Origin of the sequence: Chitinophaga sp. XS-30, from assembly GCF_008086345.1 — a bacterium.
Classification (GTDB): domain Bacteria; phylum Bacteroidota; class Bacteroidia; order Chitinophagales; family Chitinophagaceae; genus Chitinophaga.
Map to the genome: position 1 here is coordinate 1960683 of NZ_CP043006.1, position 15201 is coordinate 1975883.

The 15201-nt window shown below is 52.0% G+C and carries 13 protein-coding genes and 1 pseudogene; 8 read left to right on the forward strand and 6 right to left on the reverse strand.

Annotation, left to right across the window (positions count from 1 at the left end; genetic code table 11):
* Nucleotides 1–7 precede the first annotated feature (7 nt).
* Nucleotides 8–1489 (forward strand): SusD/RagB family nutrient-binding outer membrane lipoprotein, encoded by a 1482-nt coding sequence (locus tag FW415_RS08100; protein WP_148383761.1) that lies wholly within the window; start codon nucleotides 8–10, stop codon nucleotides 1487–1489.
* Between the two features lie 16 nt (nucleotides 1490–1505).
* Here the strand turns inward: FW415_RS08100 and FW415_RS08105 are convergent, their stop codons facing one another.
* On the reverse strand, nucleotides 1506–1724 hold the full coding sequence (locus tag FW415_RS08105; protein WP_148383762.1) for a hypothetical protein: 219 nt from the start codon (nucleotides 1722–1724) through the stop codon (nucleotides 1506–1508).
* Nucleotides 1725–1746: 22 nt separating this feature from the next.
* Here FW415_RS08105 and FW415_RS08110 point away from each other — a divergent pair, with 22 nt between their 5' ends.
* Genes FW415_RS08110 through FW415_RS08120 form a run of 3 tightly spaced genes read left to right on the forward strand, consistent with a single transcriptional unit; the run spans nucleotide 1747 to nucleotide 4491 of the window.
* The gene (locus tag FW415_RS08110; RefSeq protein ID WP_148383763.1) at nucleotides 1747–2058 is read left to right on the forward strand and encodes a DUF3467 domain-containing protein; all 312 of its coding nucleotides are present in this window, start codon (nucleotides 1747–1749) and stop codon (nucleotides 2056–2058) included.
* A gap of 9 nt (nucleotides 2059–2067) precedes the next feature.
* Complete coding sequence (locus FW415_RS08115) at nucleotides 2068–3144, forward strand: Ldh family oxidoreductase (protein ID WP_148383764.1); 1077 nt, start codon at nucleotides 2068–2070, stop codon at nucleotides 3142–3144.
* 24 nt (nucleotides 3145–3168) lie between these two features.
* Nucleotides 3169–4491 (forward strand): aspartate kinase, encoded by a 1323-nt coding sequence (locus tag FW415_RS08120; protein WP_148383765.1) that lies wholly within the window; start codon nucleotides 3169–3171, stop codon nucleotides 4489–4491.
* A 149-nt stretch (nucleotides 4492–4640) separates the two neighbouring features.
* Here FW415_RS08120 and FW415_RS08125 read toward each other — a convergent pair whose 3' ends face one another.
* Together FW415_RS08125 and dinB are read right to left on the reverse strand one after the other, a co-directional pair.
* Nucleotides 4641–7631, reverse strand: coding sequence for a DNA polymerase III subunit alpha (locus FW415_RS08125; RefSeq protein WP_148383766.1), 2991 nt, complete (start codon nucleotides 7629–7631; stop codon nucleotides 4641–4643).
* 41 nt (nucleotides 7632–7672) lie between these two features.
* Nucleotides 7673–8911, reverse strand: a complete 1239-nt coding sequence (gene dinB, locus FW415_RS08130) for a DNA polymerase IV (protein ID WP_371417044.1) — start codon at nucleotides 8909–8911, stop codon at nucleotides 7673–7675.
* A gap of 124 nt (nucleotides 8912–9035) precedes the next feature.
* Here dinB and FW415_RS08135 point away from each other — a divergent pair, with 124 nt between their 5' ends.
* Nucleotides 9036–9710, forward strand: coding sequence for an SdpI family protein (locus FW415_RS08135; RefSeq protein WP_148383767.1), 675 nt, complete (start codon nucleotides 9036–9038; stop codon nucleotides 9708–9710).
* A 79-nt stretch (nucleotides 9711–9789) separates the two neighbouring features.
* Here the strand turns inward: FW415_RS08135 and FW415_RS08140 are convergent, their stop codons facing one another.
* A complete protein-coding gene (locus tag FW415_RS08140) occupies nucleotides 9790–10245 on the reverse strand; it encodes a cytochrome B (RefSeq protein ID WP_148383768.1) in 456 nt (151 codons plus the stop codon).
* A gap of 111 nt (nucleotides 10246–10356) precedes the next feature.
* On the opposite strand from FW415_RS08140, the gene FW415_RS08145 reads away from it, so the two are divergent.
* From FW415_RS08145 to FW415_RS08155, 3 genes and pseudogenes are all read left to right on the forward strand, one after another.
* On the forward strand, nucleotides 10357–11112 hold the full coding sequence (locus FW415_RS08145) for a LexA family transcriptional regulator (RefSeq protein WP_148383769.1): 756 nt from the start codon (nucleotides 10357–10359) through the stop codon (nucleotides 11110–11112).
* 149 nt (nucleotides 11113–11261) lie between these two features.
* Nucleotides 11262–11552, forward strand: coding sequence for a nucleotidyltransferase family protein (locus tag FW415_RS08150; RefSeq protein ID WP_148383770.1), 291 nt, complete (start codon nucleotides 11262–11264; stop codon nucleotides 11550–11552).
* A 78-nt stretch (nucleotides 11553–11630) separates the two neighbouring features.
* Nucleotides 11631–11879, forward strand: a pseudogene (locus tag FW415_RS08155) (DUF86 domain-containing protein); the annotation flags it as partial.
* A gap of 1 nt (nucleotide 11880) precedes the next feature.
* Here FW415_RS08155 and pdeM read toward each other — a convergent pair.
* Both pdeM and FW415_RS08165 read right to left on the reverse strand, forming a co-directional pair.
* Entirely contained in the window at nucleotides 11881–12531 is a 651-nt protein-coding gene (pdeM, locus tag FW415_RS08160; protein ID WP_246858974.1) for a ligase-associated DNA damage response endonuclease PdeM, read from the reverse strand.
* A 130-nt stretch (nucleotides 12532–12661) separates the two neighbouring features.
* Nucleotides 12662–15103, reverse strand: a complete 2442-nt coding sequence (locus FW415_RS08165) for a ligase-associated DNA damage response DEXH box helicase (protein WP_148383771.1) — start codon at nucleotides 15101–15103, stop codon at nucleotides 12662–12664.
* Between the last annotated feature and the right edge of the window lie 98 nt (nucleotides 15104–15201).

The following is a 15201-nucleotide window of genomic DNA, read 5'->3' on the forward strand; positions in this document are numbered from 1 at the left end:
ACTAAAGATGAAATTCATCAGCTTGAAATATACAATATCGGCGGGGATGCTGGGAATGATCATGGCATCAGCCGTTTCCTGTAAAAAGGATTTCGGGGATATGAACGTCAATCCCAATACACCGGCACAGCCGAGTACCAAATTCCTCTTCGGCAGCGCCGTAGTGGGCCTGGCCGGTGTGCCGAATGCCGCGGGCGGCGTGCTGTATGTGCAGCATCTGGCGGAATTTATCTATAATAACGAATCCCGTTACTTCAACCGGGAATACAGTTATAACGCCATATACACCGGAGCATTGATGGACCTGACGCGTATCATCGAACTGAATACGGACCCGGACACAAAGGATACCAAGGAAGTGACGGACAACAGTCCGAATGAGAACCAGCTCGGCCATGCCAGGACGTTAAGGGCTTTCCTGATGCTGCATATGACGGACCGATGGGGCGCCATTCCATATACAGAAGCGCTGAAAGGCACGGAGAATATCAAACCGAAGTTCGATGATCAGCAGTCGATATACGCGGATATCCTGAAAGAGTTGAAAGAGGCTTCCGCGCAGATCACCACGGCTATGCCCAACGATCCGCTGTTCGATGGCAACTGGCAGCGCTGGAAAAAATGGGCCAATACGTTACGTGCGATTGCCGCGCTGCGTATATCCGGAACGGAAGATGCCGCTGCGGGGCAGGCTGCTTTTCAGGAAGCCGTGGCTGCCGGCCTGATGACGGGTATTGAGGATGATGCGGCCTACAGTTATCAGGCTACGCAGGCTTTCGAGAGCCCCTGGTTCACCAATTACAGAAGCCGGTACGACTATGGCGTCAGCGAAACATTCGTTGATAAACTGACCACGCTGGCCGATCCCCGCTTGCCCATTTTTGCGCGGCCTCCGGCCAATGCCCCCGGCACCTACAGAGGGGTGCCCTATGGCAGGAATGCCCAATATTCCACTTCGGCCTACAGCCTGATCGGTACCACGCCGGCCAGGCAGGCTTTCCCGAGTGTGCTGACATCCTACGCCCAGGTCTGCTTCACCATGGCGGAAGCGGCCCTCATCGGATGGATACCCGGTGGCGATGCGGAAATGATCAGCTGGTACAACCGGGGGATCACCGCTTCCATGAAAAAATGGAACGGGCTGGCCGGCACCACTGTGGCAGCAGCGGATACCACCGTGTATCCCGTATCACCGGAGGTGGTGCTGTTACCGGCCCAAACGGCTGCCCAAAAGCTGGAGCGCATCCAGACCCAGAAATGGATCAATTTCTTCCTGGGCAACGGTTATGAAGCCTGGGCGGAATGGCGGAGAACAGGCTATCCCGTACTGCAGCCCGCTCCCGATGCAGTGAATGTTGGCGGGCAGATACCCCGCAGGCAATGTTATATCAGCACCGAACGTGATCTCAATACCGAAAATTACAAGGCCGTTGTTGCCGAACAGGGGCCGGACGAATTATCCACCAGGGTCTGGTGGGACAGGCCTTAACCCCAATCGTTTACTTTTATAGAAATTGGTAAGGGTCCGGCTGCTTTGTGCGCCGGACTTTTTTTTGCCCGAAGGCCTGCAGTTTTTCGATAGCCTGTTCCTGATCACCGTTTTTTTCCTGCCGGACGCTTCCCTGTGCAGATATGCCGCCCTGATAATCAGCCTCCCCTGTACGATACGCCTTTTTTCCGCCGCCTTGTTCCGGAATAATCAAAAACAGCCCTGTAAATCCCAAAGGGGTTCTTTACTTTTGTACCATGGAAAATCAAAATGAGCAGCAGCAGCTCAATATTGAATTGAGCGAGGAAATTGCAGACGGGACCTATGCCAACCTGGCGATCATTACCCATTCCCCGTCCGAATTTGTGGTGGATTTTATTAATGTGATGCCGGGTTTGCCGAAAGCAAAGGTGAAATCCCGGATCATCCTGACGCCACAGCACGCCAAGCGCCTGATGAAAGCCATGCTGGACAATATCAAGAAATATGAATCCGCACATGGCACGATCGAGGACCAGGAGCCTGTTACCGTTCCCATGAACTTCGGTGGCCCTACTGCACAGGCATAAATCAAGAGAATGGAGCAAGTTTTTTCCTACGATCATTTACGCACGTTTACAGAAGAGGTTTTTATAAAGATGGGTTGTCCGGCTGACCAGGCTGCCCTGGCTGCGGCCGTTCTCGTGTCCGCCGACCTCCGGGGGATCGATTCTCACGGTGTGGCAAGGCTTTCCGGGTACATCCGGTTGTGGGAGGCAGGCCGTATCAACGCTACCCCGGATATCCGGATCGTGCATGAATCCCCCAGTACCGCGGTAGTGGACGGGGACAGCGGTCTTGGCCTGGTAGTGGCTCCTTTTGCCATGCAGGTGGCGATTGAGAAGGCCCGTACCGCCGGCACAGGTTGGGTGAGCGTCCGCAATTCCAATCACTTCGGTATCGCCGGCTATCATGCCATGAAAGCCCTGGAACACGATATGATCGGTATGGCCATGACCAATGCCAGCCCGCTTGTGGCGCCTACTTTTGCCACGGAACGCATGCTCGGTACCAATCCCATTGCTGTGGCCATTCCGGCGGGGGAGCAACCGCCTTTTGTCGCCGATTTTGCCACCACCACCGCCGCTAACGGCAAACTGGAGATACTGCAGCGCAAACAGCAGGAAGCGCCGTTGGGATGGATACAGGATAAAGCAGGCACCCCCAGTCAGAATCCTGACGAATTGAAGAAGGGCGGGGCTTTGCTGCCGCTGGGAGGCGACCGGGAACACGGAAGTCACAAAGGCTATTGCCTGGGTGCAATAGTTGATATATTTTCGGCCGTGCTTTCGGGGGCAAATTATGGGCCCTGGGCGCCGCCGTTCGTGAGTTTTCTGCCGCTGCCGCCCGATCCGGTGGGGAAAGGGCTGGGCCATTTCTTTGGCGCTATGCGGATAGACGCATTCCGCCCGGCTGATGAGTTCAAAGCGAATATGGATACCTGGATCAACCGTTTCCGGAACGCAGGTACCGTAGCGGGACAGGAGAAAGTGCTGATACCCGGCGATCCGGAGCGGGAAATGGAGGCCGACCGCCTGAAAACAGGCATTCCGCTGCTTGCTCCGGTGGTAAAAGACCTGGGAGAAGTGGCCATGAAACTTAAAATCGATTTTTAAGCATTATATAGATCAAAATAACAAATGAAAGTCTTGAAATTTGGCGGGACCTCGGTTGGAAAACCGGAGCGTATGCATGCCGTAGCGAAGTTGATAACAGCGGATCCCGATGCCAAGATCGTGGTTTTGTCTGCCTTGTCGGGTACCACTAACGCCCTCGTAGAGATCAGCCAATCCCTTTCCGAAGGGAAAAAGGTACAGGCCAAACAGCAGATCGACAAGCTGGAAAGCCATTATCGTACTTTTTGCGAACAGCTGGTCAGCGGAAAAGACGGGCGGGAAAAGACGAAAGCCATTATAGATGAACATTTCGAATTCCTGAATATCATCCTCAAGATATCCTTCAACGAAGCGCTGAACAAAGATATCCTGGCACAGGGAGAACTGTTGTCCACGAAACTTTTCTGCGCCTATCTGGAAGAAGCGGGTATCAATGCAGTGCTGCTGCCGGCGCTGGAATTCATGAGCATAGACGAGTTCGAGGAACCGGAGATCCCGCGGATGAAAGTACGGCTGACCGCGCTCATAGAACAGCAGAAAGGACAGACGATCTTCATCACCCAGGGGTATATCTGCCGTAACGCAAAAGGAGAGATCGACAACCTGAAACGCGGCGGCAGCGATTATTCCGCTTCTCTCATCGGTGCAGCCATCCAGGCCTCCGAAGTGCAGATATGGACGGATATCGATGGCATGCACAACAACGATCCGCGTGTCGTGAAAAAAACCTTCCCGATAGATCAGTTGTCTTTCGATGAAGCGGCCGAGCTGGCCTACTTTGGCGCCAAGATACTGCATCCCGCGTCCATCTGGCCGGCACAGCATTTCAATATTCCGGTAAAGCTGCTCAATACCATGCAGCCCGATGCAAAAGGCACCATCATCACCGAAATGCCTAATGGCGACGGTGTGAAGGCCATTGCTGCGAAAGACGGCATCATCGCCATCAAGATCAAATCCAGCCGTATGCTGCTGGCCTACGGCTTCCTGCGCAAAATATTCGAGGTGTTCGAAAAATACCGTACGCCGATCGATATGATCACGACTTCGGAAGTAGCCGTATCCATCACGATAGATGACCAGAAGAACCTGGAGCAGATACTGAAAGAATTGCAACCCTTCGGAACGGTGGAGTTGGACCATCATCAGGCGATCGTCTCCATTGTGGGCAATGAAGTAGCGGCAACGCCTTCCATTATTAAAAAACTGTTCGATTCGCTGAACGAGATACCGCTGCGTATGATCTCCTACGGCGGCAGTCGTCATAACATCTCCATCCTTGTAAACGGACAATACAAGGAGCGTACACTGCAATTGCTGAACAAAGGGCTCTTCGATCTGGATTGATCGGGACCGTATGATATACCGGGGCTGTATCGCAGGTCGATGCAGCCCTTTTTTTATCCGGTGTCAGGCGCCTGCGCCCGACCGTCCCCGTACTTTGCGATAACTGCTGTGTTACATCGCACCATGCATTTGACCGGGTATAGCACACACTACAGGCTCAGACTATTCCGCATCGCTCCGGTTTCCACAGGTTTATCCTCAAAGTACCCGATCTTCCGCATTCGCTCCACATCGAGGGTAAACACCCCGAATTCTTCTATAATCTTTCCTTCCAGGATGTAAAACCCGCTTTTCTGAAAAGGATATTGCCGCAGGCTGGCGGGAAAATGCACGGTGTCCATGAATGTGCCTTCCCGGTCCAGGAACGTGCCGAAGCACATCGGTTCATTCTTGCTGGTGTACACATGTTTGAGGCATACGAGATAGCCGAGTGTGCAGATGTTTCTGCCGAGGTGCTGCGCAAATTGAGCGCCCGGCAGATAATGGCGCTGGTCGTGGTCCAGCACCTCAAAAGGAGAGCAAAGCGGGAATCCCAGCAGGGCTATTTCTTCAAAAGCGTCCTCATGCCGGTGGTATGCCAGGTCCGGCAGTTCCCAGTCGCGCGAAGGTTCCCGGAACAGACGGGGATGCAGCTCATCTGCGGCGGCATGCTTCAGCAGGGCCGAGCTTTTCCATAACAGCTCTTTTTTTGTGTATCCGGAAAAATTAAATGCCCCGATCCGGATGAGTATTTCCAATTGCGCCGGCGCGGGGGCTTCCCTTTCAACAAAGTTCTCGAACCCTGTAAAAGGCCCGTCCCGTTCCCGGTCTTCCAGCACTTTTTTTATCCAGGCTTCTTCCAGGCTGTCTACATGAATGAATCCTGTGAACACCTCATTGCCCCTGATATCGGTCAGGTAACTGCTGTTGTTGATGCAGGGCGGGAATATATGTACGCCGGTCTTTTCCAGTTCGCGGAAATAAAGCTCGCGGTTGTAGAACCCGCCGAAGTTATTGATCACGGCCACCATGAATTCGGCGGGATAATAGGTTTTAAGGTACAGGCTTTGGTAACTCTCTACGGCAAAGCTGGCTGAATGGGCCTTGGAAAAAGAGAAGTTGGCGAAGCTGGCGATCTGTCGCCATACCTCCCGGCTCACCGCTTCCGGGCGGCCCAGTTTTGCACAGTTATCGAAAAAGAGCTGCTCTATCTTCCCGAAATTATCTTCTCCCCGGTATTTACCGCCCATCGCCCTGCGAAGGGTATCCGCATCCGCCAGTTCCAGGTCGGCATAATGATGGGCTACCTTGATCACATCCTCCTGGTACACCATGACCCCGTAGGTTTCACCCAGCAGCTTTTTCATGATGGGATGCAGGTATTCCACTTTTTCCGGGGCATGAAAATTATGCACGTATTGCCGCATCATGCCGGCTTGCGCTACGCCGGGCCGGATGATGGAGCTGGCGGCAACGAGGGTGATGTAATCATCGCAGGCCAGTTTTTTCAGCAATTGCCGCATGGCCGGGGATTCGATATAGAAACAACCGATCGTATCGACGGTGCGCAGGGCATTTCGTACGTTTTCGTCTTCCATGAAATGCTCCACATCATGAATATCAATTTCCACGCCTTTGTTCCGGCGGATGATGTCCAGCGAATCGCGGATATGCCCGAGGCCGCGCTGGCTGAGAATATCGAATTTGTGCAGTCCCGCAGATTCTGCAATATGCATATCCATTTGCGCAGTGCTGAATCCTTTGGGCGGCATGTACGTGGTGCAGTATTGATGAATGGGCGCTTCGCTGATGAGGATGCCGCCGGCATGGATGCTCAGATGATTGGGGAAGGCGTGTTTTTTATTGGCCAGCATGGTCCCGAACGTAATGATCCGCTGATGCACCGGGTCTCCGCCAAGCTTTACCTGGTAAGGGTTTTCCAGTATTTTGTCGATCTCCTGCCTGGGAAGCCCGTACACCTTACCCAGTTCCCGGACGATGGCATTGGTCTGGAATGTGCTGATCGTGCCCAGGAGTGCGGTGTGTTCCTCACCATGGCGTTTGAAGATGTAATCGATGACCTGGTCCCGGTCCGCCCAGGAGAAATCAATATCGAAATCCGGCGGCGCTGTGCGGTGGGGATTGAGGAAACGCTCAAAATACAGGTCCAGTTTGATCGGATCTACATTGGTGATCTCCAGGCAATAAGCGATAATGGAATTGGCGCCGCTGCCGCGCCCAACATAAAAGAATCCGCGATGCCGGGCATAGCGCACAATGTCCCAGGTGATCAGGAAGTACGCATTGAAGTTCGCCTGATCGATGATACGCAATTCTTTCTCTATCCTTTCCCTGGCTGCTTCCCGCTTCGCGGGGGCGGTGTAACGCCGTTCCATCCCCTCCAGCGCAAGTGCCCGCAGCCGTTCCCGGTCCGCTTCCCGGCTGCCGGTGAAATATTTTTTATTAAGCTGCCGGCCGAATGTAAAATCTATTTCGCATTGCTCCATGACCAGCAGGGTATTTCTGACGATGTGCGGATGCGCTTTGAAATGCTCCAGCAGCTGATAAGGTGTAATAAAGCGCTCATCTGTGCCCGCGGTTTCTTCCGGGGGGAGCTGGCTGATCAGCAGATTGTTGTCGATCGCCCTTAGTACGCAATGCAGTTGATGCTGGCCGGCGTCCTGGAAAGTGAGCGGCTGCAGGATCACCAGCTTGTCCGCATACCGTTTTGTATCGGTGCGGAAGAGTTTGTTGATCTCCCGCGGCCTTATTCCCGCTAGCTCGTGTGGGGCCAGTGTTTCCGGGTCCCTGGCGCCCCAGGCATAAATAACAAACGTATGGGCGAGATAGGGCGCGGTCGCGGGAAAGGGAGTGCCGTTCATCAGGTGGGCGGACAAAAAACGGTTGATCTGCAACCAGCCTTCCATATCCTGCGCCAGCAATATATAGCAGAAAGCGTTGCCATTGCGGCATTCCAGCCCGAGGACAGGTTTGATCTGCTGCTCCCGGCATTCCCTGACGAACACCCAGGCATCCGTTGTGGCGTTGATGTTCGTTAATGCCAGGGACGTAATACCGTATTCTTTTGCAAGACCAACCAACTGACTGGTGCTGATGGTCCCATACCGCAGGCTGAACCAGGTTTTGCAATTGAGATACATGTTCCGTTTGTTTGATGGATGATTGATTTTCCCTGAAATGCTCATCCCGCCGGATACCGCTTTTTCCATACCAGTTCCCGCTGCTCCTTCTGGTAGGGCATCAGCTTTTCCCGGAACCGGCTCTGCTGCGTGCTGCCCCGCACCAGGTATTGCCAGCCATATTGACTTTTAATACTGTCTATCGCCTGGTATAAAGCAACCATTTCTGCCGTATCATCAAAAAGGCTGATCTGGTAGTTGCCCGACACAAGATGGCTGAAGCGGACGCCGATCAGTCTCACCAGCAACCTCTTGTCATACAATTTGCGGAAGAGCTCTTTTACTTTCTCCAGCAGAATATGATCGCTGGCGGTGTACGGGATGCTCATCTGCCTGGTGACCGTTTCAAAATCGGAATACCGGATCTTCACGGTCACACATCCCGTCAGCTTGTTCTGCGAACGCAGCTCAAAGGCTGTTTTTTCCGTCATCCGTACCAGTTCACAATGCAGCAGGTCCATATCTATCGTATCTGTGCCGAAAGTGTTTTCTGTAGACACGGATTTTTGTTCATGATAGGGGATAACAGGTGATTCGTCAATACCGTTGGCTTTATTCCAGAGGGATATGCCATTTTTCCCCAGCCAGGCTTCCAGCAGGCCGATGGGGATCTCGCTCAGCGTCTTTACGGTTTCCACTCCTCTGCGCCGCAGCTGGGCGGCGGTTTCTTTGCCTACCATGGGTATTTTACCAATGTCCATCGGTGCGAGGAACAGCTTTTCCTGTCCGAAAGGGATGGATAGCTGGCCATTAGGCTTCGCCTCGTTGGTCGCCACTTTGGAAACCATTTTGTTGGATGCCAGGCCAAGCGAAATGGGCAGATCGGTTTGTTTGATGATCTTTTGCCGCAGTTCGCTTGTCCATTTCAGCGATCCGAAATATTTATCCATGCCGGTCAGATCCAGGTAGAATTCATCGATGGACGACTTTTCATACAGTGGCGCTATACCGGCGATGATCTCTGTTACCTCCCGGGAATGCCTGCTGTATTCTTCCATGTCCCCGCCGCGGACAATGGCATGTGGACAAAGCCGCAGGGCCACTTTCATGGGCATGGCGGAATGAATGCCAAACTTTCGCGCTTCATAGCTGCAGGCGGCCACCACGGCCCGGTCACTACGCCCGCCCACCAGCAACGGCTTCCCTTTGAGGCTCCGGTCTTTCTTGCATTCGACGGAAACAAAGAAGCTATCCATGTCAAAATGCGCGATCGTGCGCTGACCATCCAGCAACATACTCATGTCTTTATAGCTAAATTACTAAAATAATTAGCATAAACTAAAAATGTTAGCAATTATTTTTCAGTTTTTAAAACATATTGGCCTGATAACTGTAGATTATATAGAGAACTAATCCAAAGCAGCCATGAAACAAACAGGCCTTGTCAAAGAAGTGCTGTTGCTCGCACTTGTGATATTGCCGATGGTGTACCTCGGCGCGATCTGGAATAGCCTTCCGGAGATCATCCCCACCAATTTCAACCTGAACGGCGTGCCGGACAGGGCGGGGGATAAAAGTGAGTTCCTTTTACTGATGATTTTCCTGTTCTTCACCAACGCGTTGCTGTATTTTCTCTTTCGTTATGTACCGAAAGTGGAGGAGGACGAAACCACGGCGGCAGAGGTGGCGGCCCATGTACGGGCGTATTACGGGATCCGTTTCAGGATACATATTTATCTCGCTGTATTTACTTCGCTGATCATTTATCTCGTGAGCGCGGGCCGGGAGCTTTTCCTGGAAAAATGGGTATTTGTGGGCGTGGGCGTGCTGATCGTCTTCATCGGTTTCTATCTGCGCCGGCTGGAGCCCAATAACTTTGTGGGTGTCCGTACGCCCTGGACGCTGAAGGAGGTCGGTATCTGGAGGGAGACGCACCGCATGGCCGGTTTATTATGGATATTCGTAGGGATCGGGATCATTGTGGGTGGAATATTCCTCACTGTGGTGAGCGGGGTGTTCCTGTTCATCTTCGCGGCGGGCGCACTGGCGGCGCTGCCCTACATCTATTCTTACCGGCTTTTCTATAAAACGCAGGGATAAAGGCAAGCGCCCTGTATCAAACAAAAAAGTAAGAACGGGGAAACCTGTTCTTACTTTTTTTGTATAAATAGATGATGATCTAGAATTGCGGAAACCACCCCCTGCCCAGGGCTTCCCGGAACGGCCAGGGAATAAGGGCCAGGATCACGATCAGGGCCAGGCCGAAGAATATCAGCGCGGTACGGTGTTTTTTTGCATCGTCCGTCAGTTTTTTGATCTTGCCGCGACCGATATGTACCAGTGCAATAGCAATGATGGCCATGATCGTGTGTTCAACCGTGAAGAAACGGAGCCCCGGGGACTTCATGGTGGTGCCCATATCGAAGCTCACAAAAGGGCTGATGAACAACAGCACAATGCCCAGCAGCATCTGGATGTCCAGGAAGATCATGAAAAAAAGCCCTGCCTTTGCATCGGAAGAACTGTATGCGGATTTGCCGCTAACGCCCATCAATGCACGAATAACCGCCCAGATGCCAAAAAGCAGGATCAGCCATCTTACGAGTGAATGGATGATCACTAAAGTATGTTGCATAATAATTGAGTTTGTCCGGAACAAAAATAAGCGTTGTGCAGAAGATATATTTGGTTATTATCAAAATTATTTGCTAATTTTGTTAGCATTGTTGTACTAAATAATTTAGGGATGTCTACTGTTTGCCGTAATCTGAAATATCTGCGCAAGCAAAAAGGCTGGACGCAGCAGGAATTTGCAGACCGTTTAAATATCAAACGCTCCTTGCTTGGGGCGTATGAGGAAGAACGGGCCGAGCCGCGCACAGAAGTGCTGGAACAGGTCAGCGATATGTTTCGTGTATCGATCGATGACCTGTTGCGCAGAGATCTGAGCTCCCAGAAGGAGAGCTTCCTGGAAAGGCGCCGCCAGCAAAAGCTGGGGAGCAATAACCGCCAGAATGTGGTCTTCGTACCCGTAAAAGCCGCTGCCGGTTACCTGGCTGGTTTTAATGATGATGAATTTATCGAAGAACTGAACACCTTTACCCTGCCCATGCTGGGTGCAGGAAGTTACCGGGCCTTCGAGATCGCAGGGGACTCCATGCTGCCTACGCCCTCCGGCTCGGTCGTCGTTTGCCACAAAGTAGAAGGATGGGAAGATATCCGGAACAATGAGGCATACGTTGTTGTGACGAACCGGGAAGGCATCGTGTATAAAAGAGTGCTCAAAAGCAACCGCTCCAAAAGCAAGGTGACCCTCGTATCGGATAATCCGCAATACGATCCCTATCCTGTTAATATGGAAGAAGTACTGGAGATCTGGCAGGCCGATGCGGTCATTCAGAAAATGGGGCAACAGCACCGCATGAGTGTAAACCACCTCGCCGGTATGGTCAACCAGTTGCAGGAACAGGTGAGCCTGCTCAAAAAGCAGATGAAAAATTAACATCCTCCCCAATTATATGCAATGAACAGCTCCATTGTGCGTTCCCCTTGGGTTAACCATTAACCAGGTGCCGGATTTTCTCCCCGGCACCTTTTTTGTTTCCGTTATTTCCGCCATGATCGCATGGAAATGTTTGATATATTTGTAAAATGACAGACTTGCGGACCATAAAACAAATATTGCTGCAATTGAAACCGGAATTGGTGGATAAATACCATGTCCGGTCTATTGGGTTATTTGGCTCTGTTGTAAGGGATGATTTCTCCGCTGCGAGCGACATTGATATAATTGTGGATTTCAGCCAGCCTGTCGGCATTGAATTCATAGATTTGGCCGACTACATCGAGAAAAAAATGAAGCGTCCCGTTGATCTCGTTTCGAGAAACGGTATCAAACAGAAATATTATAAGGAAATAGAACCCGAAATAGTCTATGTCTAAACGGCAACTCAGGCTCCTGATTGAAGATATTATCGATAGCGGTGAAAAAATCCTGTCTTATACGAGGAAGCTGACTTACGAACAGTTATCGCGGATAGTATGGTTGTAGACGCCGTGATCAGGAATTTTGAAATTATTGGAGAAGCGGCCAACAGATTACCGGAAGATTTTAAGGACAACTATCCTGCGATCGACTGGCACCGCATAAGAGGGTTTAGAAACAGGATAGTGCATGATTATTTCGGAATCGACTACGGAATTGTTTGGGAGATCAAAAACACCTTTCTGCCGGAGCTGCTGTTGAAATTGAGAGAAATTACCTTCTGAACTACACCCGGAACACCTTCTTCTCCGCAATCACAAACACCGCAGATGCCGGTTCCGGCTCCAGCGAATAAGTACCGGTAAAATGACTGAACGCCGGCAGTACCGCCGCATCAGGACCAAAATAAAAGCAGGGCAGCCGCAGGCTTTGTTTTCCATATCCCACCAACCGCACTCCCGGATGGATATGCCCGGACAGCACATACTGGTCTTTCAGTGTTTCGGGAGTATCAGCGGCATCATGTACAAAGAATATATTACGGAGGCTCAATGTATCCTGCAGGCTGATGCGGAGATCATCGTACATGGCCGGTTCAAGAATATCGTGGTTGCCGGTGATCAGCATAAAATGAATATGCGGGAACTGTTGCCGCCATATCCTGAAATATTGCACATCATTGTTGGCGGAACTGTGAAACATATCCCCCACAACGATCACCCGGACCGGGCAATACTTCGTGATCAGCTGCTGCAGACGATAAAGGTCTTCCTGCACAATATTCGCCGGAACGGCAATGCCGGCTTTCCGGAAGTGGGCCGATTTGCCTGCATGCAGGTCCGCCAGGATCAGGGTTTGTTCCTCCTCCCAATACACGGCTCTTCCGGCGGACAACCGCCAGTGTTGTTCCTTCCACTCAAATGAAACGTCTTCCAAAATATAATGCTGTTTTTGATATGATGCCTGCAAAATTAAAAGATTCCTGCCAGTAGTATTTTAAGCCGCGCAGTTTTTATGTTCACCGCAGCAATATCCCGCGGCGGCATATTGACAATCGTAAAAGCACTTACCAAATGATCATTTTTTTGATCCGGTCTTCCAGTTTTTCACTGGTCAGCTGTTCCCGCAAGCTGTCCACCTTGATCGGGAAGCAGAAAGGTGTCAGCCTTTGCGGAAAAGTGATCACGATCTTGTTATGATAGATGCGTTCCATTGTTTCCCGGAGGCGGGCTTCTTCCATCTGGTAAAAGAATGCTTCATTGAACGCCTGGCGAAGGAGAATATTTTGCGGATCGTAGTCGTGAAAAACGTTGAACAGCAGCGAAGCGGATGATTGCAGGTGCCGGTTGGCCTTGTGCTTTCCCGGAAATCCCTGGAATATCAATCCTGCTATCACGGCAATATCCCTGAATTTCCGCCGCGCCATTTCCGTGGCATTCACACTGCTTTGCAGATCCTGCGTCAGCTGCTCCAGCGAAAAAAGCTCCTGCACATTGGTATCGTCTACCGGGATAGGCTGATCAGAAAGCAGCTCGAAACCGTAGTCGTTCATTGCCAGCGAAAATGTGATCGGGTGCCGCCGGCTGATGCGCCAGGCCAGCAAAGTTGCCATGACTTCATGTACCAGCCGTCCTTCAAAAGGATAGACGAAAAGATGATACCCGTCTTTCGTCTCGATCTGTTCCATCAGCAATTCGTCTTCCCGCGGGATGTGCGAGAGGGCTTGCTGCAGTTCGAACAGGGGTTGCAGGATCAGCACTTCTTCTTCCTGCGCGGTGCCGGACATGGCCTCGTGGAACTTTCGCCGCAGCATCATGCCAAGGTTGGCGGAAAGCGGCATCCGGCCGCCATTCCAGCTGGGCACAATACTTTTTTTCGATTTGGATCTTCGCACGATCACCGTCATATCCTTGATCATCACATATTCCAGGTTTTGTCCGCTCAGGCTGAAGGTATCTCCCGGGGACAAACGGGAAATGAAATATTCTTCTATCAGCCCGATGAACCCGCCTGTCATGAACCGCACTTTCAGCATAGCATCGCTCACGATCGTGCCGATATGCAGGCGGTGGCGCATGGCCTGCTGACGGCTGACGCAATGGTATTCATCGCCTACGCGGTGCAGCTTGCGGAATTCATCGTAGCTGTGCAATGCTTCTCCGCCGGTGGTCAGAAACGCCAGTATCCATTGCCATTCTTCGGGTTGGAGGTCCCGGTAACAGAAAGTGGCGGTCACTTCCTGCCATATCTGTTCCGCGTTAAAGCCATCGGACACGCCGAGGGTCATCAGGTATTGCAGCAGTACATCAAATGCGAGCACCACCGGCATGCGGCTTTCGATGAGATTTATTTTCATGGCATCTTTCAGCGCAGCGGCTTCCACCAGTTCCAGGGAATGAGTGGGCAGGAACCAGATATTGCTCACGGCATCCGGCCGGTGGCCGCTTCTGCCTGCGCGCTGCAGGAACCGCGCTACGCCTTTAGGGCTGCCTACCTGTATCACGGTGTCAACGGGCCGGAAATCCACCCCGAGGTCCAGACTGGAGGTGCAGACAACCAGTTTGAGCGTGCCGGTATGCAGGGCTTCTTCCACCCATATCCGCAGTTCACTGTCAATGGAGCCGTGATGCAAGGCAATAGCGCCGGCCAGTTCCGGGCATTGTTTGAGTATCTGCTGATACCATATCTCGGACTGGCCGCGGGTGTTGGTAAACAACAGGGTGGTTTTGCTGGCATGTATCACCGGCAGTACTTTATGCAGCAGTTTAAGCCCCATATGCCCGGCCCAGGGGTATTTTTCGATCTCGTCAGGCAGGATGCAATGTACGGCGATCTCCTTGCGCACTTCGGCGCGTATGATGGCGGCAGGCTGACCGGACTGGCCCATCAGTACATCCAGGGCTTCTTCCAGGTTACCGATGGTGGCGGATATCCCCCAGGTCTGCAAATGCTTGCCCTGAAGCCCTTTCAGCCGGCTGATCCCCAGTTCCACCAACACGCCGCGTTTGCTGCCCAGCAGTTCATGCCATTCATCCACCACTATTGTATGTAATGAGGAAAAACGCCGGGCATAATCTTTTTGCGCAAGCAGAATGTGAATGGATTCCGGTGTGATGATCAGGACTTCCGGCATCTGTTTTTTCTGTTGTTCCCTTACATGTGTGGCTGTATCACCGCTGCGGATGCCCACTTTCCAGGGAATGTGCAGTTCGTGCAGGGCTTCTTCCATGGCTCTGCCGATATCTTTGGCGAGTGCGCGCAGCGGCGTTACCCACAGCAGTTGCAGCCCATTGTTGGTTTGATGGTGATATGCCGGTTGTTCATTCATCCAGCGGATGAGCACACCAAGGAAAAGGGAGAAGGTTTTTCCGAAGCCGGTTGGGGCATTAACGAGGCCCGAGCGGCCGGCAAGATAGTGTTCCCAGGCTTCTTCCTGAAAAGCAAATGGCTTCAGCTCCTTTGCTGCCAGCCACTGTTCTATCGCCTGCCATCCGGTTGTGTTTTTCATGCGGACATGAAATTAGGCAAGATGACGCCGATAAAAAAATTTGCGTGTGCCGGCAAACGGGTACTTGCCTTCCGGATAAGACTGCGCCGCTGACGGAG